Consider the following 19,133-nt stretch of genomic DNA (forward strand, 5'->3'; position numbering starts at 1 on the left):
CCCAGAACGGTACAGACACTAAAAAGCCCCCGTCCTACGCCTGTTATACAGACATAGGGACGAGAGCTGTTCCCGCGGTTCCACCCTACTTGGCTAAGATACAAACAGAAAATCCTGTTCATTCAAGCCCACTTTTCCGTGTCCAATCATGCTCCCGAGTGCCATTTCACAGACCGATTCAACCCGGCTCCCACCATCCCCGGCTCGCTCATACAAGATTTAGCAAGTCAACCGACCTGTTCTCTTGAATGTAATAAATCAAGTCTCCTACTTTCTCGTTCAATGCATGTCTCCAAAAGAGAAATTATAGTTCATAATATATAAAAATAAGTACGAAGTCAAGATATATTACTTATTTCACAACAAGACGACTCAAATCCCGTACTTTTCCATTTGATCAAGAAAAGAACGGGATTTCAGATTCAATCCAAGCTGATGATCCATAAAGGCCCGCATAATCTTTTTGATCTCATCTCGAGTGCCTTCACTCACGGATATATTACCAAGTCTTTGCAGATCCAACTGCGCAAACAAACGCAACAGCTTCAATGCCTTTGGGCTCACGGACATCGCCGGAGGGTCGAAGTGTTTGCAAGCACGGCACAGAACGCCTCCAAGCCTTGGACTCACAAATAATTGTTCATCCGGTCGCTCCTGACCACAAGAGATGCAATCATCAAGCTGAGGTCCATATCCGGCTGCCTGTAATATTTTCATTTCATACAAGCTTGTGATGACCACCGGGTCCTTCTCTTCCTTTAACGCCTGGAGACAGGCTTTTAACTGTTTGAACCAGAATGTGCCTGTCTCTTCATCCTGCAACACCCGATCCAGCAGTTCACAAGCATAAGATGCATAGGAAGCCTTAACCAGATCTTCGCGCAGCTCATGGTAAGACTCGATGATCTCACCGGCGTTTAGTGTCCCCAGACCGGTGTTGCGAAAATATACATACTGACCGTACGTAAATGGCTGCACCAGTGCAGCATGTCGGCTTTTGGGCTTTTTTGCACCACGAACGAGTACCCCTACTTTCCCGCCGCTTTCGGTGCAAAGCGTAATGATTTTGTTTCCCTCGCCGTAATCCATGCTGCGGATGACAATCCCTTCCACCCTGTATAGCATGCCTCGTCACCTAACCATTCCCGAATCAGCCAATTATCCTTCGGCTTCTTCATCTTCGATCACTTCCCTTGCCGTATCCGACTCCTGTGCCAACGAGCCACATGCCTGGGCATATAACAGATAGGACTCCAAATCCCCCGTCATTGCAAAAACCTTCCACGAAAAATCTCGCATCGGAATTTCATCCTCTCTTCAGAAATGACGTCTGCTTCTACCAGATAGGATGGAGTCTTGCAAGGTAAACTATGTGTTGCAATTACTGGATAATGAATGTATTATTCGCGGCCAAAGCCAAGATCCCGCAGTACACGCTCCTGGTTTCTCCAATCTTTTTTCACTTTGACCCACAAGTCCATGAAAATTTTGGAACCCAACAGGTTTTGAATATCCTGACGTGCCCGCTTCCCGACTTCCTTGAGCAAAGCACCCTGTTTTCCGATAATGATTCCTTTTTGCGAATCACGCTCCACAAAAATGACGGCTGAAATATAAACGACGCCGTTATCCTGTACTTTCATATCCTCAATCGTTACCGCAATGGAGTGTGGTACTTCTTCGCGCGTCATTTGCAATATTTTCTCCCGAATCAACTCGGCGCAAACGAACTGCTCCGGATGGTCAGTTACCTGGTCGTCTGGGTAGTACTGTGGACCTTCCGGCAAATATTTGCCCAGTTGCTCCAGCAAAGTGCTAACATTGCTGCCAAGCATGGCCGAAACAGGAACGATTTCCGCGAAATCGTGCAGCTTGCGATATTCCTCAATCAAAGGAAGCAAGGCTTCCGGCTCAATTTTATCAATTTTGTTCATGACAAGAATGACAGGCGTCCGCACATTTTTCAATTGTTCAGCAATATAACGATCACCACCACCCATGCCTTCCGAAGCATCAATCAGGAACAAAGCAGCTTCCACTTCTCCGAGGGTATTCAAAGCGGTCTGGTTCATGTAATCGCCGAGCTTGGATTGACGTTTGTGAATCCCAGGTGTATCCAGGAAAACGATTTGTTGTTGTTCCGAAGTATATACACCATGAATTTTATTTCGTGTCGTCTGTGGTTTGTCCGACATGATCGCAATTTTTTGTCCAATGACTTGGTTCATCAGTGTGGATTTACCTACATTGGGACGTCCAATAATGGCTACAAAGCCGGATTTGAATGCTTGTTTTTTCATATGTTCCTCCTCAGGCGCCTAGGCCTGGAATGTATTGGTTTTTACTTTTTGGCAGAGTTCAGATCTGACGGTCCAAAAGCCCATGGCAATAGCTCGGCAACGGTAGTTTCCTGCAGATCACCTTTCATGTTTCCCAGAATGACCTTCATATCCGGATCACACAGTTCGTACATCACTTGACGACATACGCCGCACGGAGCAATCGGGCCGTCCGTATCTCCTACAATTGCAATGGCCTTGAAACTGCGCGGCTGCTGTCCACCGGCAATTGCACTGAACATGGCTGTACGCTCAGCGCAATTACCTGGCGTGTAAGCAGCATTCTCAATATTACAACCATGATGCACATGTCCTTCACTGTCAAGCAAAGCTGCGCCTACACCAAAATGTGAGTAAGGAGTATACGCCTTCGTACGTGCCTTAATTGCTTCCTGCATCAACAAACCATCATCCATAATTAATCTCTCCCTCTGGGGTGTACTATAAAGTTAACTAGTGCATTTACACTGAACACTCCGTTGCCAGAACAACCTTCCGAGCGCTGTTATCCCCAGATTTTTATGATTCACTTTTTTCAAAGTGAAAATCCGGGGATAAAGGCGCACACTTCGTTTCTTCAGGTTTATTCTGACCCCTCCGTTATCGTGTTTGCATCAAGTAACTATACAATTGTGTGTAATTTTAAAACAAAATCAAAGCAAACCCAGCCAGCTCATCACTGGCTTGATGAAAACGATACACCCAATGATGACGGCGAACACCGCAGCCAGTAAAACTGCACCGGCCGCGGTGTCCTTCGCCGCTTTTGCCAGCGGATGTATATGCGGATGCGCGAGATCCACAGCAGCTTCAACTGCTGTATTCATCAGCTCCGTCACAAGAACAAGAAAGACGGCTGTCAGTACAAACATCCAGTCTGTTCTCGAAATCCCGAAAAAAAAGCCGGCTGCACACATCAAAATGGCGACTCCTGTATGAACTCTTACATTCCGCTGAGTCCGCAGCCCGTATACGATTCCTTCCGCAGCATTGCGGAATACCATCCCCCAGGAGCGCCTTTTCATTATCGTGTCAACCCGGCTTGGGCCAATACCGCTTCCTGTTTGCCCATCATTTCGGCTTCGCTGGCTTCGTCCTGATGATCATATCCGAGCAGGTGCAAGAAACCATGAACAAACAGGAACCCGAGCTCACGTTCAAATGAATGCCCATATTCTTCACTCTGTAGAATCGTCCGGGGAACAGAGATAATAATATCTCCCAAAACATCCGGCATTTCTTCCATTTCTTCGTCCTCATCCAGCTCGTAGATAATATCAAGCTCCTCATCCACCGTCTCATTCATCGCAAAAGACAACACATCGGTTGGACGATCAATGCCGCGATAGTCACGGTTCAACTCATGGATCTGTTCATCATCCACAAAAGTCAGAGCTACTTCCCCGTCTGCAACGCCTTCCGCTTCTCCGGCAAGGTTCAGCAGTTGCTCCAGCATTGCAATCATCGGTTCAGTAATTTCTTTATTCTGTTGTTCATTATTCCACGCTAGGTTAAGACTCATTCTTTCATACTCCTGTCTGCTCATATTAGCGAATCAACCCGCCTCTGGCGAGGTTGGTTTCGGTTTCTTCATTTCTTCCGGATATTCGATCCTGGAGTGGAATATGCCCATGACGGTTTCTTTAAGGGTCTTGGCGACGATATCCAGTTCACGCATCGTCAGATCACAATCGTTAAACTGGTGATCGTCCAGCCGACCTTTAATTATTTTTTCAATCATGGATTCCACTTGTTCAACAGTAGGCTTCCGCAAGGAACGGACCGCAGCTTCCACGCTGTCAGCGATGCCAACAATCGCCGACTCTTTGGACTGAGCCTTGGGACCCGGATAACGGAAGTCCTCTTCCGTGAAATCAGGTTCCACTCCAGCTTCCTCCGCCTGACGAAGCGCTTTGTGATAGAAATAATGCAGGAAGGTTGTTCCATGATGCTGCTCGGCAATGTCCCGGATAGGTCTCGGCAACTTGTAGTCCTTCTGCATTTCCACACCATCCCGTGCGTGAGCTACGATAATGGACTTGCTCAGCTTGGGATCAATCGAATCATGCGGATTTTCCATATTGTTCTGATTTTCAATAAAATAAATGGGTCTTTTGGTCTTGCCAATATCATGGTAATAGGAACCTACCCGACATAACAGCCCGTTGGCACCGATCGCCTCTGCTGCGGCTTCTGACAGGTTACCTACCATGACACTGTGATGATACGTGCCCGGTGTCTCCGTTAGCAACTTGCGCAGTAGCGGATGATTCGGATTAGACAGTTCCACCAGTTTCAGCGCAGACAAGATCCCGAATGAGGTTTCGAAAAACGGCATCAGTCCAATAACCAATATGGCAGTCAGTACACCTCCGGCAAACGCAAATCCAATACCATACAACGTTGTTGTCCGGTTCCAGTCACCCGAATCAATTAAAGCGAGCGTGAAGACCGCAATCGACCCGAACAGGCAGACCATAATCGCACCTTTCAGGATGGTAGAGCGCTGACTCGCCCGATGGGTGGCGAAGATCGCAACAAACGATACCAACACCGCGAAGAAACCAAGTTCAAAGTCAAAAATCTGACCCTGATGTGTGTTCAAAATAATGCTCGACAACATGCCAATAATGATCGAGCAGACAAAGGCAAGCGATGTATCCAGCAGCAATGCAATCAACATTGCGCCTACGGCAACAGGTGCAAGAAAGCCTACGTATGAATTCTCACTGGTCTGGAGGATCGCTGTAACATGCATAACCACAATGGTAATAATAAATATAATAACAAGCATCAGCAACTGCGCATTGTTATATTTGAAATGCGTTCCGCTGAACTGCTGAATATACATTAGAATCGCTGCAGACAACAGGCAGGAAAACATAAGTAATCCAAGCTGTGGCCAGTAGTTCACTTCGTTTTTCAGCAAATCATTCTCACCCAGAAGGGTGTACATCTCAGGAGTAATTAACTCCCCTTTGGCTACAAGCGTGTCCCCTTGCTTGATAAAGACCGTTTGCGTATTCTCACGAGCCTGCACTTTGGCTTCCTTCGTTCCCTCTTCATCATAGAAACGATTGGACGTCACCACAAGACGAGCGAGTTCCTGTACAACCTCACGCTGTGTTCGTTTGCTTAGTGAGCTTACACTCACCATCTCGGCCACTTTCGCACGTGCTGTTGTTGCATCGCTAATCTGGTCTGTCATTAATCTGGAGACGATATCCCGGGCAACGGCTTTCATCTCCTGAATATCATCTGAGGTCAGACGTGAGATTTTAATGTATGTCTCTTCCGGGATACGATAGCTTTGCTCCTGTACCACATTTCTGATCTCTTCCAAAAGAGTTTCGGAGTATGTACCCGCTTTCCGGTTGTTGTTGATAAAATTGGCCACAAAGTCCTTCTGACGCTGCGGTATTTCATCACGATAGATGTCAATCTTGTCCTGACTTGAAATCTGATCATCCTGATTCAGTCGATCAATACGGTCAAGCAGAGTCGTCATCAGATTTTCGTTCCGCATTTGCACGATCTGAAACATTGGCTGTACACGTTCTGCCGCTTCTTCTTGCGCTTTCAGTGTAGCTTTCGTATTTGGAATTTGCATGGGCGCAGCAATATCCACTTCGCTCCGTGTGCCTTCCTGAATATCATACCGCTCAGGGAGCAGCTTGGAAGCAAGGCCTACGTAGAAGAGGATCACCAGAAACAAAAACAGAAGATAGCGTGCCCACACGCTATACTTCCATCCTGTAGCTCTATTCTGAAAAGATTTGCCTTTTGACAGTTCCTTCGAGGTCATCGAGACAATCCCTTTCTATTCTTGATTTTCTGCGGCGTGGTTATAGGCAACGATAATTTTCTGGACGAGGGAGTGCCTTACAACATCCTGTTCGGCAAAGTAAACGAATCCAATCTCTTCCACTTGACCCAATATCGTATTTGCCTCCACAAGACCCGACTTTTTGCCGCGGGGTAAATCAATTTGTGTCACATCACCCGTAATGACCATTTTGGAACCAAAACCAAGACGGGTTAGAAACATTTTCATTTGTTCCGGTGTCGTATTTTGGGCTTCATCCAGAATAATGAATGAATCGTCCAGTGTACGTCCCCGCATATAGGCCAGAGGCGCAATTTCAATCAAGCCACGTTCCAGGGCCTTGGCGGTCTGCTCTTGTCCCATAACATCGTATAAAGCATCATACAAGGGACGCAAGTAAGGGTCCACCTTTTCCTGAAGATCACCAGGCAAGAAGCCCAGGCTCTCTCCTGCTTCAACGGCAGGCCTTGTGAGCACGATTCGTTTGACGCTGCCTTCCTTGAGTGCTGCTACAGCCAATACAACCGCCAGATAGGTTTTACCTGTACCGGCAGGACCGATACCAAATACAACATCACGTTTTTTAATTGTAGTTACATAGTGTTTCTGTCCAATCGTTTTAACCCGGATCGGCTTTCCGCGGTATGTCGTTGTAATCTCGCCTTTGAACAGATCCAGAAGCTGGTCTGCACGCAGTTCCTTGGCAAGCTCAATAGCATACTTGACGTCCCTTTCGGTTAACACATACCCGTTACGTACCAATTGCAACAACACATCAAATAATTGTTCAAGTGATTCCACATGCTGTATGCTGCCATGGATCACAATCTCCGCTTCACGGGAAGCAATCTGGGCTGGAATCTCGGATTCAATCAGTTTTAGAAAAATATCTTGGGGTCCAAAAAGAGATTGACCCTCTCCCGCACTTTGGAGGGAGATTTGTATGCTGCGTGTTTGCTCTGACAAATAGCCTCATTCTCCTTGACTATGGACTAACGGAAGTTCTTCCGCAATGCTTTCTTCCACTTCAAATAATACTTTCATATAAACTTTACCATTCTCTTTCTTCTCATGCAAAATTTTTTCACTTAAAATTTTGGTTCCTTTGCCGTTTTTGGCAAATATATCGTTTCTTGCTCCTTCCAGCCCTTTCGTTCTGGCCCATTCAATCGTGTGCTGCTCCTCTTGTTCCGTCGTTTCCAAATCTTTCTCTGTCAGCCATCCCATAGGAAGTGTGAAGGATCGCCAGGTTAGTGGTTTATGATCACTAGCGGTGTCAAATGAGGTGAAAGGCGTACTCCCGTATCCCCAAAGTTGTATCGCCCATTTCCCCAGAACAATGTAAAAACGTTCCTTGCTCTCCCCGGTCATCGTGTTATGTTTCTGAACAAGTGGCACTTCCACCTGATATTCACGCCATACCAGTCCGCGAACTTCGCCTTTGGCTACGATGGTCTTTGTGTTCTCTTCATCCCCCAAAATACCCGATATTAATACTTGCCCTTTTTTGACACGCATGTTCTTCTGGACGACAGGGCGCCCCTGCTCTGCGTAGATTTGCGTGATCACGGCATCCGATTTACTGACCAGATGTCTCGGGTTCAGCAGCGGTTCACGTTTGGGTTGTGCCGACTCCACGACCTGAATGGTGATGGTGGTCCCTTCTTTGGTCACTCCAATCCAGGTTACATCCGGCAGAGCGAGTGCGAGCTGTCTGGAGAGCTTGTCCTGGCTTTGAAGACGGAACCCCCATTGAAATGGGTAGATACCTTCTTTTTTCGCAGCCGCAAGCACTTCATCCGTCGGAATGGTCACATTTCCTTTGACTTCCACATCCCAAACCATGGATGACAAAGCAAACAGAGCTGCTATAAAAAACAGCATACCTCCAAGAAAGAACTTTCTTTTCAACAACCGGGCTGCAAAAAATGGAAATCCGCTCCGATGTGTCACCTTCACCCGGCAGCCTGTCCGTTTCACCAAAGGACGCAGCCTGAAGAAATGCGGTAGCAGAATGTTCATCTCTGCCATGCGTCCGTCATGGGCACGCAGGTCCCACACTTCCAGTCCCTGCTCTGCCACCATGTTGATTAATGCTTCAATATCCCCCCCAGTGACCGTGATACGGACTGCTCCTCGCAGTTTGTACAGACTGGGCTGCTTCATGCGTTCCCCTCCGCTCCATTTATATGAATATCCAGAATCGTTCCTTCAACCGCTACTTCATCCGGCAAAATATTGCGAATCATCAAGTCAAATCCTTTGATCTCCAGTTGACCTTGAGAGAGTGCAAGGACGATGCGATCCGGTGTGAAATGGATGACACCACGATGATTCTCTATATACAATTGCTTTGTGCCGATCAGGGTTAACCGTGGCATATCGTAAAGCACATCCTGCGGCAAATCCAGCACCTCGCTGGTCCATCTGCGCAGCTTGCGGCTGATCCGGGTCATTCGAAGGTCTTCCCCCTTCCTCTACAGTTCAACTTATGCGCAGATTCTTGAAATTATGAAAACTACGGACCGTGTTAGATGCGAAAATAAAAAGAGGCCGAGACAGAAAAAAGCCGTCGTCTGGATTCATGCTCACCAGAGACGGCTTATCACTTATAAAAATGTATAAAGTTACAGTTTGCCTCGTGTTCCAAAAGGCTGTTTAGAGCGCGGAGAACCGAGAACTTCTGCCCACAACACACCCGTACGAATGTCTTCTCGTCGAAGCTGGGACTGCTCAAACTCGCCAGTTGAAACTTCATCCCAACCGGAATCAGACACAACCGGTGTATTGGCAGTAGAAATACGGTCCAGTCGCTCGCGAATTTCGCGTTGCCGTTGCTCCATGACTTTCATCTGTTCTTCAAGGGAATTTTCCATTCCACCCAGAGAACTTTGTCCTCCAAAATCATTATTAACGGAACGGGCAGATGTCGTCGCCGGCTCCGAATAGGGTTGATCATATCGATCATCATACGGATCGTCATCATCGTACCGTTCGTCATACTGCTCGTCATAGCGGGGATCTGGAGGACCCGATGACTGCTGCGGTGCGGTATTCCCACGCGAGCGATTATCCCGGTCCGATTCACCGCTTCCTCCAAATGTTGGCATCCCATTATTAGGACGCTTTTTGTTCGGATCAGCCGACTTGGATACTTTTCCAAGGAAGGAAAAGAGTGCAAAAGCGACGACTGCTACAATATACAGATTGTTAAAAATCCATTCAAATAGGCCCATATGCACTCACCGCCTATCTTCCGTTTTTGGAATCACCCTGATCGTTGGAGTTTGTACTTTCACCAGGTTTTCCTAATGTGTTGCGCATTTGAGTATCCGCTTCAATGTTTTTCAGGTTCATGTAGTCCATTACGCCAATTTTACCACTACGAAGTGCTTCAGACATTGCCAGAGGTACTTGGGATTCAGACTCAACCACACGTGCTCTCATTTCCACTACGCGTGCTTTCATCTCTTGTTCTTGAGCTACGGCCATCGCACGACGCTCTTCCGCTTTTGCTTGTGCGATACGTTTATCAGCTTCTGCCTGTTCCGTTTGCAGGAAGGCACCGATGTTTTTACCTACATCCACGTCCGCGATATCAATGGACAGGATTTCAAAAGCTGTACCTGCATCCAAACCTTTGGACAATACCGTGCGGGAGATCAGATCCGGATTTTCCAGGACGTCTTTATGGGAATTGGAGGAACCGTTCGTACTTACGATACCTTCGCCGACACGGGCAATAATCGTCTCTTCACCCGCACCACCGACGAGACGGTCAATATTGGCACGAACTGTAACCCGCGCTCTTACTTTAACTTCGATACCATCTTTGGCTACCGCAGAAACAATCGGCGTTTCAATAACACGTGGGTTTACACTCATCTGTACGGCTTGCAATACGTCACGACCTGCAAGGTCAATCGCAGCAGCACGTTCAAATTCAAGTGGAATGTTCGCACGTTGCGCAGCAATCAGGGCGTTAACAACACGGTCAACGTTACCACCGGCCAAGAAGTGACTTTCCAGTTGGTTCATTGTCAACTGAAGTCCAGCTTTGGTTGCTTTAATCAGTGGATTTACGATCCGGCTAGGTGTTACACGTCTTAGTCTCATCGCTACCAACGTGATAATACCCACACGTACGCCGGAAGCAAGAGCTGAGATCCAGAGCATTACCGGGAAAAAGCTGAAAAATACGCTCAATACGATAATCGCAACTACCGCAATGAGCAAAACCGTAATCAAGGTTGGTTCCATAGTCAAAATTCCTCCATTTGCAATTTAATTTGTGAAAAAAACGTATTAACAGACCATGTGGTGGAACTTCGCTGCTGTTCATTGATTTACACCACTCCACTCGCAGCTTCTGTAGAATGGTTATGTACATTGCCGAAGCTGAATCAAGCTCCGGCAAAAAGCGGGTTATACCGGCAAAGCCTGTTGAACGACAATCCGGGTACCTTCCGCTTTAATCACAATAATCGGCGTATCAATCGGAATGAAGTCTCCATCAGACACCACATCGACCCGCTCCCCGTTAAACATCGCTGTTCCCGAAGGACGAAGCGGAGTCAGACTAATTCCTTGCAAGCCGATCAACTCTTTGCGTTCTGTTGCAGAAGAGTAACCACGATCAGCAGACAGTTTGTCGCTTAATATGAATCGATTCCATATGCCTCGATCCTTGAACAGGATAACGACGATTGCAATGACCACCAGAGCTGCACCAAAAGCAATACCTAATGATATAAATGCATCACTTGTATCATAAGCAGCTCGCACAACACCAGCCACAAGTGCAATCGATCCCAAAATTCCCAAAATGCCAAAGCTTGGGATAAACATCTCCAGAATCATCATGATCAGTCCGACAGTGAATAATACCCATGTCTCTGCTCCGGCAAAACCGGCAATATAATTCCCTGAGAAATAAAGCACAAAGCACACGATACCAACGATACCAGGCACTCCGAATCCAGGCACAATCAACTCAATAACCACACCGGCTATTCCAAGGAATAGCAGTATCGTCATGATGACAGGATTGGTCAGAAATGTAGATATGTTCTCTGCTGCGGTTCTTTGAACAGTGAACACATCATCCTGATTGTATCCGAGCCAGGCTGCAGCTTCTTCCGGCGTGCTGCTGATATGGTCCGCAAAGCCCACTTTCAGCGCTTCCTCGGCCGAGAGAGCAATAATTTCACCTTTTTCTTTGGTTTTATTAATCTCCGGCATCTCCACGACCATGTTAACATCTGTCATTCCAGCTGCAATTTTGCCGTTACGGCCACTTTTCTCAGCCGCTCCCTGCATTTTGCTCTTCCAGAACGCAACCAGCTTCGGATCGTCCACATGTTTACCCGTGCTGTCCACCATCGCTGCCGCACCGATCATGCTGCCTGGCGACATTACGATCTTATCTGCATTCAAAGCCAGAAAACTTCCGGCCGATGCAGCATCTCCACGAACGAATGCAACGGTTTCAACAGGACTTTCCTTAATCAGGTTACCTAAATCCTCTGCCGTGTCGACACGCCCACCCGGCGTATTAATATCCAGAACGATCAGGCCAGCATTCATCTCTTCTGCTTCCTTGAAGCCGCGTTCCATAAACTTGCCAAGCCCCTGCTCGATTGGTTTATCCACCGGAATGATATATACGGCGCCACTTTTCTCAGCTGCATGCGCTGACGGTGACCCAATCCAGACAGGAATCAGCAGCGTCAGCAGCATCAAGAGCAACAATGGCCCCATAAGCTTCTTCCGGCGCTTTCCCTTCACAATAGTCCCCCCTTTTCCATTAATGTTATACTGTCCAGCTTATGGTATTTATTACGTACAATGCAACATTTCGTTTCAAAATCTTAAAATTATATTTGAAACCCAGACCAATTGCAACAAATAAAATCCATATTCATGTTCATTAACCATTTAAAAGCAATATTTGTGAACGCACAAAGAATAATCCCGCATGTTATTCGCATTAGCTCACTCAACATTCCGTGATCCCTTTCAATCAAACCCATGCTGAATAGTAAAACGGAAACGGAAAAAACACCCCCTGACAAGTCAGGAGGTGTTCATTGATTTGCTTTATTGCAGAAATTGTTGAACTGCTTGATTTACCAGTTTGCCGTCCGCTTTGCCTTTGACTTTCGGCATAAGGGCAGACATGACTTTCCCCATCTCGGCTTTCGAAGAAGCACCGGTTTCCTGGATGGTCTGCTGTACAATAACTTTAATTTCTTCTTCGGTAAGCTGTGCGGGAAGGTACTGACTGAGTATTTCAATTTCCGCTTTTGCATTTGCCGCGAGGTCTTCACGGCCCGCTTTGTCAAATTCTTGGAGGGCATCTTTGCGCTGTTTGATTTCACGACTCAGAATATCAAGCACTTCGTTATCATCCAAATCTCTTTTCAAATCTATTTCAAGATTCTTGATCGTCGAACGAATCAACCGAATGTTGGAGAGCTTGAACTTGTCCTTACTCTTCATCGCTTGCTTCATATCTTCGTTCAATCGTTCGCTAAGATTCATGTAGTTAAAATCCTCCTAAAACTTTCTCTTACGAGCAGCCTCGGACTTTTTCTTGCGCTTTACGCTTGGCTTCTCATAATGCTTACGTTTCTTCACCTCAGCCAATACGCCATCTTTTGCGATGGAACGTTTAAACCGACGAAGTGCAGCATCAATAGTCTCGTTTTTGCGAACTTTAGTTTCAGACACCAGTTTTCCCTCCCTCCGACCAGACCGTCCAAGAGCAATAACACGGTTCATCACCTTTCATTATAGGCGAAAGGTAATAAACGTGTCAACCTTAACGTAATGATCATTTATTTTATGTGAACTTCAACCCCATATTCATGCTTATTCATGCATTATGGACAAGTCCTGAACTAAAGTAACAACGCTCATTTATTTGTGTGAGTCGGACAAGCTGGTCAACACGCCAAGTCGGGTACCGCCAAGCAAATGATAATGCAGATGATGTACGGTTTGTTCCCCGTCCTTGCCGCAGTTATTAATCAGTCGGTAACCTGTCTCTTCCACACCAAGACGTTTGGCCGCTTCCTGCGCAGCCAAATGAATCTCACCAATTAACGGCAGATCTTCTGCAGTTACTTCATTCATGGAAGCAATATGTTTCTTTGGAATAACAAGTACATGGGTCGGTGCAGCGGGCTGGATGTCATGAAAGACAACGACATGGTCATTCTCCAGTACCTTATTGGAGGGAATGCTGCCCTCTACAATTTTGCAAAACAAGCAATCCATTGTTCATACCCTCCTTTGAATTTAAAATTATGTATACCCTTCTATCATACCGGAACTGAAAAGGGACGTCCAATCTAACATGTTCAGTTATCATATTTATAATCACAATAATAGACATAAAAACCTTTCACATCTTAGTGAACTACTGAGCGTACACCAAAGATGAAAAAGGTCATATTTGCATTACACGCATTACTCCATCACGAAACTTTGTTAATAATAAGGCAATAAAGATAAGGCAGCGAGGCCAAACAGAGGAAGTATCAGCCTATTGAAACGTCTGCGACCGTAACCGTAATAAGGGTACGGGTAGCCATAGCCCGGAAAAAAGCCGCGTGCATGAGCAGGATAAGTAACTGGCATCATATTTGGTCCCCAGTTCGCGTGATTAGCCATAGCTTCATGTCCTACGGGAACAGCCAAATAAATCATGTCATCATCCACATTTTCCACAATGCCATCATAATGGGTACCGTCAAGCATTTGTACACACACATAGCGATGCATGTGTTCCTTACATAGTTTCTTCGCTTCCATCTTTTCCACGTTTCATCGCCTCCAGATATGTCTGCTCTTCATCACCCTTTCATGGTATTCAGATCTGGGCGAAATGACACTATATGAATGACAAGAGTTTCAGGATTATGGCCGTTTCTAGGTAAAGTCGTGTACATGATGCACCTGTGAAGGAGGAGTAAACGCTGAAAAATAAAAAAGAAGCACCCCGTTGCAGCTTCCATGTGGAAGCCTGCAATTGCGGATGTCTATCCAGGAGCGTTCCTGATCAGACGTCCGCCGGGGTACTTAACATAAAGTTTGTCGGCTTAACTGTAGTATAACAACAGGATGAACCTGTATCTGTGATCTAACTCACTTAACTGTTTCAACGGAATATATAAATAAAATTCAAACACATATTCCTCAATTCGTTCGTGGAGACCCCATCAGATCCATTTTGTAGGACTGGTTAAAAGCTGGGTTCTTCCTATCAACTCATTCAACCACGGAACACTTCCGTACCTATAATGTTTCCAGCACCACACGAGACCCGGCGCCAGCCTCCCCTGCTGGAATGACTACAAGTTTGCGTGGCAAGCGTGCTCTCAGCTCCGGAACGTGGCTAATGATGCCGACAGCAAGGCGGTCATCATGCAATTTTTCCAGCGATGTAATGACCGTATCCAACAGTTCAGGGTCCAGTGTACCGAACCCTTCGTCCAGGAAGAAGAATTGCAGCGGATACTGGCCACGCAGCTGAATTTGGGCAGATAATGCCAATGCCAGTGACAACGAGGTCAGGAAGGTCTCCCCACCGGACAGGGTGGACACTGGTCGTTTAACTCCACCGTTTGCATCATCACAGATGACAAAGCCACCACCCGAATCCACCTCAAGTGAATAGCGTTGTTTGGTAAGGAAGCGCAGGCGCTGTGAAGCAGCCTGACTCACCTGCATCAGCTGTTCTTCTGCAATATATTCAACAAATGCGTTACCTCTGAAAGCCGCTTGCAGTTTGCTAAGCATCTCCCCTTGACGACTAACCTCCACCCGTTTGTTCTCCAACTCGGTCCAGCGAACATGTCGCTGCTGAACATCCTCCAGATCACGTTCTGCGCGTGCCTTTGCCCGGAGGGCCGCTTCATCCTCTGAACGGGATCGTTGCAGCCGTTCTGTGCAAGCTGACCACTGTTCCTCGGATACAATTGCTCCGCCCAATTTTTGTTCCAGTTCACGAAGTTGGGATGCAAGCTCACGATCACGTTCCCGATGCTGCTGAATTTCCGCTGCCAGTCGCTCAGCTTGTTCGGAAGGAATCGCCGCCTCAACAACGTCCTCTTCCGTAACAAACGGGGATTGCTCCAGCAATTGCCTCCAGCGCTCCTGTGCCTGTTGGAAATGCTCTGCTGCCGAGGCTGCTGCCTGCTGGGCCATGACGTCTTTCTTGGCCGATTCCTGCTTCAACGCATCGGCTTCCTTGAAGCGCTGTGCCGAATCTGCAGCAGCTTTGCGCAGTTCATCCAGTCGTGTCTGGGCAGCAGCAATTAAATCCTCGACCCGTTGCTCGCCAACCCATTGGCGTAAACGTTCTTCCTTCTCCGCAAGCTGTTTGTTGTTGCCTTGCCATTCCGTCTGCCATTGGATCAGCTGTTTGTCCAATTCAACCAGCTTCTGCTGGAGAGACTGTACCAGCTGTTCCTTTTCTTCAAGGAACGTTACACTTTTATTCAACCGTTCCTTGATGTCTTCTGCGCGCGCGTCGCGCTCCTGCATCGCCTGGTGGAGGGCCATAGCCTCCTCCAGAGCGATGCCTGGCAATTCCGCGGCCCAGCGGCCGTGCAATGCGGCAGCGACGGCCTCGCTCTCGGCCAGCCTGCGCTCCGCCTGGGCGAGCCCGGCTTGGCCGGCCTCTTGCGCAGCTGCCGCTTCCATGCGGCGCTGCTGTGCGCCCAAAGCCGCCTGCTGCAACGCGGCGGCTTCCGCTTGCAGCGGCGCTGCGGCAGCGGCCAGCGCCCGCGCGGCTTCGCGCAGTGCGGCGGCACGTCCCGCCCAGTCCGCCGGGGAGCGCCCGTGTGCGGGCGACCCGGCGGACTCCGGCTCCGCAGCCGCAGGCGCGGCCTCGGCTGCGGCCGGAGCTTCGCCGGCCGCGGCGCCAAGCTGCGTCAGCAGGCTGCGACGTTCGTGCAGCTGCTGGCGCAGCCCAAAGCGCAGCTCCTGCAGCTCAGCATGCAGGCTGCGCAGCAGTTCCAGGTCCGCCTCGCCTGCGGGCGGACCTTCTCCCGACGGCGCAGCCGGGAGCGGATGGTGTGCGGAGCCGCACACCGGGCATGGCTCGCCGTCGCGCAGTTCGGCGCGCAAGGCGGAGGAGAGTCGGTGCAACTCCTGCTCTCGCATCGTTCCGCGCAGCTGCTCCTCCGCACTGGCCAGCAGGCTCTGTTCGCGACCAATGTCCTGCTCACAGGCAAGCAAGGCCTCAAGACCCGCTGCCGCCTGCTCGATCAGATGCTGTCGCAGTTCACTCAGACGGCTCTCTTCCGCGGCCGCCATCTTCAGCCTGTCGGCCCCCTGTGCAGCTGCTTGCGTATAGGTTTCCACCTCCGCCTTATTCTGGCGCACTTGCTCCGCTGCAATATCCAGACGGTGCTTCAATTCGAGTGCAGCCTGCAGCTGCCTGCGTTCTTCCGACTTCACTTCATTCGGCTTGAGGCTTTCCTGCAATTCTTCCCGGCGCTTGCGTCCTCGCTGCTGCAGTTCTTTTTCCTTCTCCAGCTGCTGCCCGATGACATTCTGTTCACCCTGTCCTTTGTCCAAAAACTGCTTGAGACGAATACCGTCCTCTCGGAGCCCGTCCCGTTCCCGCTGCAACTCTTTGGCCTGCTCCAACTGTTCCAGCCGAAGAAGCAACTTGGGTTCTTCCTCAGACATCTGTGCACGGGCATTTTCGGCCTTCTCGGCCTCCAGAACAGCTATCCGTTCATGTTCCACCGCTTGCTGATGTGCCATTCCGGCCACGTCCTGACGCAACTTCTGCTGCGCAGCTGCATCTCGCATCGTCTGCAATGAAGGGAGTATCGCATCTGCCGCCCCGGCCTGCTTCAACCGCAGCTCATTGGCCTTGATCTGTGGCTCCAGTGCTTGCAGCTTGCGATGCTCCTCCATACGAGCCTGACGTTCATGGCTTAATTCCCGTACTTTACCGAGCTGTTCGGCTTCCTTCATCGCTTCATCAAGCGCTTGGCGTGACACTTCCGACTGCTTCACTGCAGCTTTTAGAAGGAGCTCCGTTTCCGCCAATGTCTCTTTGCTGGCATTGCCAAGTCCTTGCTGCTCCGCTGCCAGTGACTGATGAACCATATCATTGTCCTTCACCCGTCGGCTGAGCTTGATGGCCAGCTGATCTCCATACTTCTCCAGATGGAACAAACGTTGCAGCATCTGGCGTCGTTCACTGCCTTTCAGCGACAGAAACTCGGCAAACTTCCCTTGCGGAAGAACAACAGCCCGCGTAAAGTCATCCATTTTCAACCCAATGACATCTTCAACGCAGCGATTCACGTCTGCCAGCTTATCAGCCAGCACCTGTTCCTCTCCATTGACGGTCTCAATGAATTTACTGATGGTATTGCTCACCGAAACCTCATTGTTTCGTTTGAAACGACGCTCGACCCGAAACCGTCTTGTTCCCTCTGCCGACACGAGTTCAAAGGTAAATGCAACAGACAAGGAATCCTCGGCATGATTCATGATCCCCTGGGTACCGTTAACCGCTCGTTCCACTTTTCCGTACATCGCCAGCGTAATCGCATCAAGCAAGGAAGATTTACCGCTGCCTGTTGGACCAAAAATGCCGAATAATCCTGTTTCCGTCAGAACGGTAAAATCAATCTCCTGGGTCTCCCGATAACTTTGCAGACCTGCAACTTTCAATAGAATCGGCTTCACTGTCCTTCGACCTCCTCACGCACACCCGGCTCATCCTCATCGACAAGTTCCAGGAACAGTTGTACCAGACTGTCTTCAGGCAATGCTCCACCTGTCTGACGCTGATAAAATTTGCGGAAGAGCTCATGTACCGGAAGCTCGGATCGTTGCTCCAAAAGCCCTGCGGCTGCCATCTCGGGATACACCGGGCGAATATGGATGATCCCGTCATGCGACTTGCGGAGCTGCTGGATTTCTTTCAGGGACATGGCGTCATCCAGCCACACTTCCATATCGATAAAAGCCTGGGGATCGCGTCCTTCATCCAGCCAACGATAGATCTCAGCCAGACCGCCGCGTGCCTTCCAGCGCACAAGTGGACGTCCGGAGGTCAACAGCACTTCTTCCACATTAGCGGCCGCTCCCGGTGCCAGGTCAACCATTGTGACGGACTTGCTCTGCCCCGCTTCGGAGAAACTGTAGGCCAGCGGAGAACCACTATACCGAATCACACCTTCTCCTTTCACCGCCTGCGCACGATGGAGATGCCCCAGCGCTGTATATTGCGCCCCTGTCGACAATGCAGACGGATCAACCGTATACGCGCCTCCAACCTGAATCGGACGCTCCGAATCACTTTCAACCCCACCCAGGACATAAATATGGCTCATAGCCAAATTCACTGTATCTGGACGAAAAGAAGCCGCCAGACGCTGCATCAACATCCCCACCCGGCGGCTGTATGCCTGACGAAGCACATTTTCATCCCCGTCCGTTGTCAACAGTTCATTCAACCGCGCTTCCGAGGGATAGGGCAAAGCGGCAATCTGTGCAGTCTCTCCAGTTCGGTTTGTATGGATAGTTACGACTTCTGAAGTAGGCATGCCTACAAGCGTGATTCCCTGTCTATTCACAAGTGGGGTCACCGAAGCCACTCGCTCCGGCTGATCATGATTTCCGGCAATGACTACAAGTGGTCTCCCATTTTCCGTCAGACGCGCAGCCGCTTCGTAAAACAGCTGTTCCGCCGATGCAGGCGGATTCACAGAGTCATAGACATCTCCGGCCATTAGAATGGCATCTGCTTGCTGCTCATTCGCCAGTCTGACAAGCTCATCCACAAAGTCCTCCTGCTCCCGCAGCCGACTCCGTCCCTCCAACGTTTTACCGAGATGCCAGTCCCCTGTGTGCAAAATACGCATTGTCCGCTCAACCCCTCTCTCCTGTTAAATCAATGTCACGAATCTCATCCAGGCTCTTTATCATTT

The 19,133-nt window shown here is 48.9% G+C and carries 19 protein-coding genes; all 19 read right to left on the reverse strand.

Annotation, left to right across the window (positions count from 1 at the left end; all coding sequences use genetic code 11):
* Nucleotides 1-372: 372 nt before the first annotated feature.
* On the reverse strand, nucleotides 373-1,125 hold the full coding sequence (recO, locus tag JNUCC31_RS04960; protein WP_024628464.1) for a DNA repair protein RecO: 753 nt from the start codon (nucleotides 1,123-1,125) through the stop codon (nucleotides 373-375).
* A 33-nt stretch (nucleotides 1,126-1,158) separates the two neighbouring features.
* Nucleotides 1,159-1,299 (reverse strand): YqzL family protein, encoded by a 141-nt coding sequence (locus tag JNUCC31_RS04965; RefSeq protein WP_192269028.1) that lies wholly within the window; start codon nucleotides 1,297-1,299, stop codon nucleotides 1,159-1,161.
* 101 nt (nucleotides 1,300-1,400) lie between these two features.
* Nucleotides 1,401-2,300, reverse strand: a complete 900-nt coding sequence (gene era / locus JNUCC31_RS04970) for a GTPase Era (RefSeq protein ID WP_062326484.1) — start codon at nucleotides 2,298-2,300, stop codon at nucleotides 1,401-1,403.
* 41 nt (nucleotides 2,301-2,341) lie between these two features.
* Complete coding sequence (locus JNUCC31_RS04975; RefSeq protein WP_192269030.1) at nucleotides 2,342-2,755, reverse strand: cytidine deaminase; 414 nt, start codon at nucleotides 2,753-2,755, stop codon at nucleotides 2,342-2,344.
* A 237-nt stretch (nucleotides 2,756-2,992) separates the two neighbouring features.
* On the reverse strand, nucleotides 2,993-3,364 hold the full coding sequence (locus JNUCC31_RS04980; RefSeq protein ID WP_024628467.1) for a diacylglycerol kinase family protein: 372 nt from the start codon (nucleotides 3,362-3,364) through the stop codon (nucleotides 2,993-2,995).
* Nucleotides 3,364-3,861, reverse strand: coding sequence for an rRNA maturation RNase YbeY (gene ybeY, locus JNUCC31_RS04985; RefSeq protein ID WP_192269032.1), 498 nt, complete (start codon nucleotides 3,859-3,861; stop codon nucleotides 3,364-3,366). The genes JNUCC31_RS04980 and ybeY overlap by 1 nt, the downstream gene beginning before the upstream one ends.
* A 33-nt stretch (nucleotides 3,862-3,894) precedes the next feature.
* Entirely contained in the window at nucleotides 3,895-6,144 is a 2,250-nt protein-coding gene (locus JNUCC31_RS04990; protein WP_192269035.1) for an HD family phosphohydrolase, read from the reverse strand.
* 15 nt (nucleotides 6,145-6,159) lie between these two features.
* Nucleotides 6,160-7,131, reverse strand: a complete 972-nt coding sequence (locus JNUCC31_RS04995) for a PhoH family protein (protein ID WP_192269037.1) — start codon at nucleotides 7,129-7,131, stop codon at nucleotides 6,160-6,162.
* Nucleotides 7,132-7,137: 6 nt separating this feature from the next.
* Nucleotides 7,138-8,331, reverse strand: a complete 1,194-nt coding sequence (gene yqfD / locus JNUCC31_RS05000) for a sporulation protein YqfD (RefSeq protein ID WP_192269039.1) — start codon at nucleotides 8,329-8,331, stop codon at nucleotides 7,138-7,140.
* A complete protein-coding gene (gene yqfC, locus JNUCC31_RS05005) occupies nucleotides 8,328-8,621 on the reverse strand; it encodes a sporulation protein YqfC (RefSeq protein WP_192269041.1) in 294 nt (97 codons plus the stop codon). Before yqfC ends, yqfD begins: the two co-directional genes overlap by 4 nt.
* Before the next feature lie 171 nt (nucleotides 8,622-8,792).
* Entirely contained in the window at nucleotides 8,793-9,401 is a 609-nt protein-coding gene (locus JNUCC31_RS05010; protein WP_192269043.1) for a hypothetical protein, read from the reverse strand.
* 13 nt (nucleotides 9,402-9,414) lie between these two features.
* Nucleotides 9,415-10,425, reverse strand: coding sequence for a flotillin-like protein FloA (gene floA, locus JNUCC31_RS05015; protein WP_192269045.1), 1,011 nt, complete (start codon nucleotides 10,423-10,425; stop codon nucleotides 9,415-9,417).
* Between the two features lie 165 nt (nucleotides 10,426-10,590).
* Nucleotides 10,591-11,904 carry an NfeD family protein gene (locus JNUCC31_RS05020; RefSeq protein WP_416234423.1) on the reverse strand — a complete coding sequence of 438 codons (1,314 nt, stop codon included), beginning with the start codon at nucleotides 11,902-11,904 and terminating at the stop codon, nucleotides 10,591-10,593.
* 360 nt (nucleotides 11,905-12,264) lie between these two features.
* Entirely contained in the window at nucleotides 12,265-12,708 is a 444-nt protein-coding gene (locus JNUCC31_RS05025) for a GatB/YqeY domain-containing protein (RefSeq protein WP_062326501.1), read from the reverse strand.
* A 15-nt stretch (nucleotides 12,709-12,723) separates the two neighbouring features.
* Complete coding sequence (gene rpsU, locus JNUCC31_RS05030; protein ID WP_005547957.1) at nucleotides 12,724-12,897, reverse strand: 30S ribosomal protein S21; 174 nt, start codon at nucleotides 12,895-12,897, stop codon at nucleotides 12,724-12,726.
* Between the two features lie 189 nt (nucleotides 12,898-13,086).
* Nucleotides 13,087-13,446, reverse strand: coding sequence for a histidine triad nucleotide-binding protein (locus JNUCC31_RS05035; protein WP_192269047.1), 360 nt, complete (start codon nucleotides 13,444-13,446; stop codon nucleotides 13,087-13,089).
* Between the two features lie 213 nt (nucleotides 13,447-13,659).
* On the reverse strand, nucleotides 13,660-13,983 hold the full coding sequence (locus JNUCC31_RS05040) for a hypothetical protein (RefSeq protein WP_192272756.1): 324 nt from the start codon (nucleotides 13,981-13,983) through the stop codon (nucleotides 13,660-13,662).
* A 483-nt stretch (nucleotides 13,984-14,466) separates the two neighbouring features.
* Complete coding sequence (locus JNUCC31_RS05045; RefSeq protein ID WP_192269049.1) at nucleotides 14,467-17,886, reverse strand: AAA family ATPase; 3,420 nt, start codon at nucleotides 17,884-17,886, stop codon at nucleotides 14,467-14,469.
* Complete coding sequence (locus JNUCC31_RS05050) at nucleotides 17,883-19,067, reverse strand: exonuclease SbcCD subunit D (protein WP_192269051.1); 1,185 nt, start codon at nucleotides 19,065-19,067, stop codon at nucleotides 17,883-17,885. Before JNUCC31_RS05050 ends, JNUCC31_RS05045 begins: the two co-directional genes overlap by 4 nt.
* Between the last annotated feature and the right edge of the window lie 66 nt (nucleotides 19,068-19,133).

It is taken from the genome of Paenibacillus sp. JNUCC-31 (assembly GCF_014844075.1).
Lineage (GTDB): Bacteria > Bacillota > Bacilli > Paenibacillales > Paenibacillaceae > Paenibacillus.

What these genes read in the sequence shown, in the direction of transcription:
- yqfC (WP_192269041.1), bottom strand. Translation starts at nt 8,621, where the DNA reads ATGACCCGGATCAGCCGCAAGCTGCGCAGATGGACCAGCGAGGTGCTG.
- JNUCC31_RS05020 (WP_416234423.1), bottom strand. Translation starts at nt 11,904, where the DNA reads ATGCTGCTGACGCTGCTGATTCCTGTCTGGATTGGGTCACCGTCAGCG.
- JNUCC31_RS05035 (WP_192269047.1), bottom strand. Translation starts at nt 13,446, where the DNA reads ATGGATTGCTTGTTTTGCAAAATTGTAGAGGGCAGCATTCCCTCCAAT.
- ybeY (WP_192269032.1), bottom strand. Translation starts at nt 3,861, where the DNA reads ATGAGTCTTAACCTAGCGTGGAATAATGAACAACAGAATAAAGAAATT.
- JNUCC31_RS05025 (WP_062326501.1), bottom strand. Translation starts at nt 12,708, where the DNA reads ATGAATCTTAGCGAACGATTGAACGAAGATATGAAGCAAGCGATGAAG.
- JNUCC31_RS04980 (WP_024628467.1), bottom strand. Translation starts at nt 3,364, where the DNA reads ATGAAAAGGCGCTCCTGGGGGATGGTATTCCGCAATGCTGCGGAAGGA.
- yqfD (WP_192269039.1), bottom strand. Translation starts at nt 8,331, where the DNA reads ATGAAGCAGCCCAGTCTGTACAAACTGCGAGGAGCAGTCCGTATCACG.
- JNUCC31_RS05050 (WP_192269051.1), bottom strand. Translation starts at nt 19,067, where the DNA reads ATGCGTATTTTGCACACAGGGGACTGGCATCTCGGTAAAACGTTGGAG.
- JNUCC31_RS05010 (WP_192269043.1), bottom strand. Translation starts at nt 9,401, where the DNA reads ATGGGCCTATTTGAATGGATTTTTAACAATCTGTATATTGTAGCAGTC.
- floA (WP_192269045.1), bottom strand. Translation starts at nt 10,425, where the DNA reads ATGGAACCAACCTTGATTACGGTTTTGCTCATTGCGGTAGTTGCGATT.
- JNUCC31_RS04975 (WP_192269030.1), bottom strand. Translation starts at nt 2,755, where the DNA reads ATGGATGATGGTTTGTTGATGCAGGAAGCAATTAAGGCACGTACGAAG.
- recO (WP_024628464.1), bottom strand. Translation starts at nt 1,125, where the DNA reads ATGCTATACAGGGTGGAAGGGATTGTCATCCGCAGCATGGATTACGGC.
- JNUCC31_RS05040 (WP_192272756.1), bottom strand. Translation starts at nt 13,983, where the DNA reads ATGGAAGCGAAGAAACTATGTAAGGAACACATGCATCGCTATGTGTGT.
- era (WP_062326484.1), bottom strand. Translation starts at nt 2,300, where the DNA reads ATGAAAAAACAAGCATTCAAATCCGGCTTTGTAGCCATTATTGGACGT.
- JNUCC31_RS04965 (WP_192269028.1), bottom strand. Translation starts at nt 1,299, where the DNA reads ATGCGAGATTTTTCGTGGAAGGTTTTTGCAATGACGGGGGATTTGGAG.
- JNUCC31_RS04990 (WP_192269035.1), bottom strand. Translation starts at nt 6,144, where the DNA reads ATGACCTCGAAGGAACTGTCAAAAGGCAAATCTTTTCAGAATAGAGCT.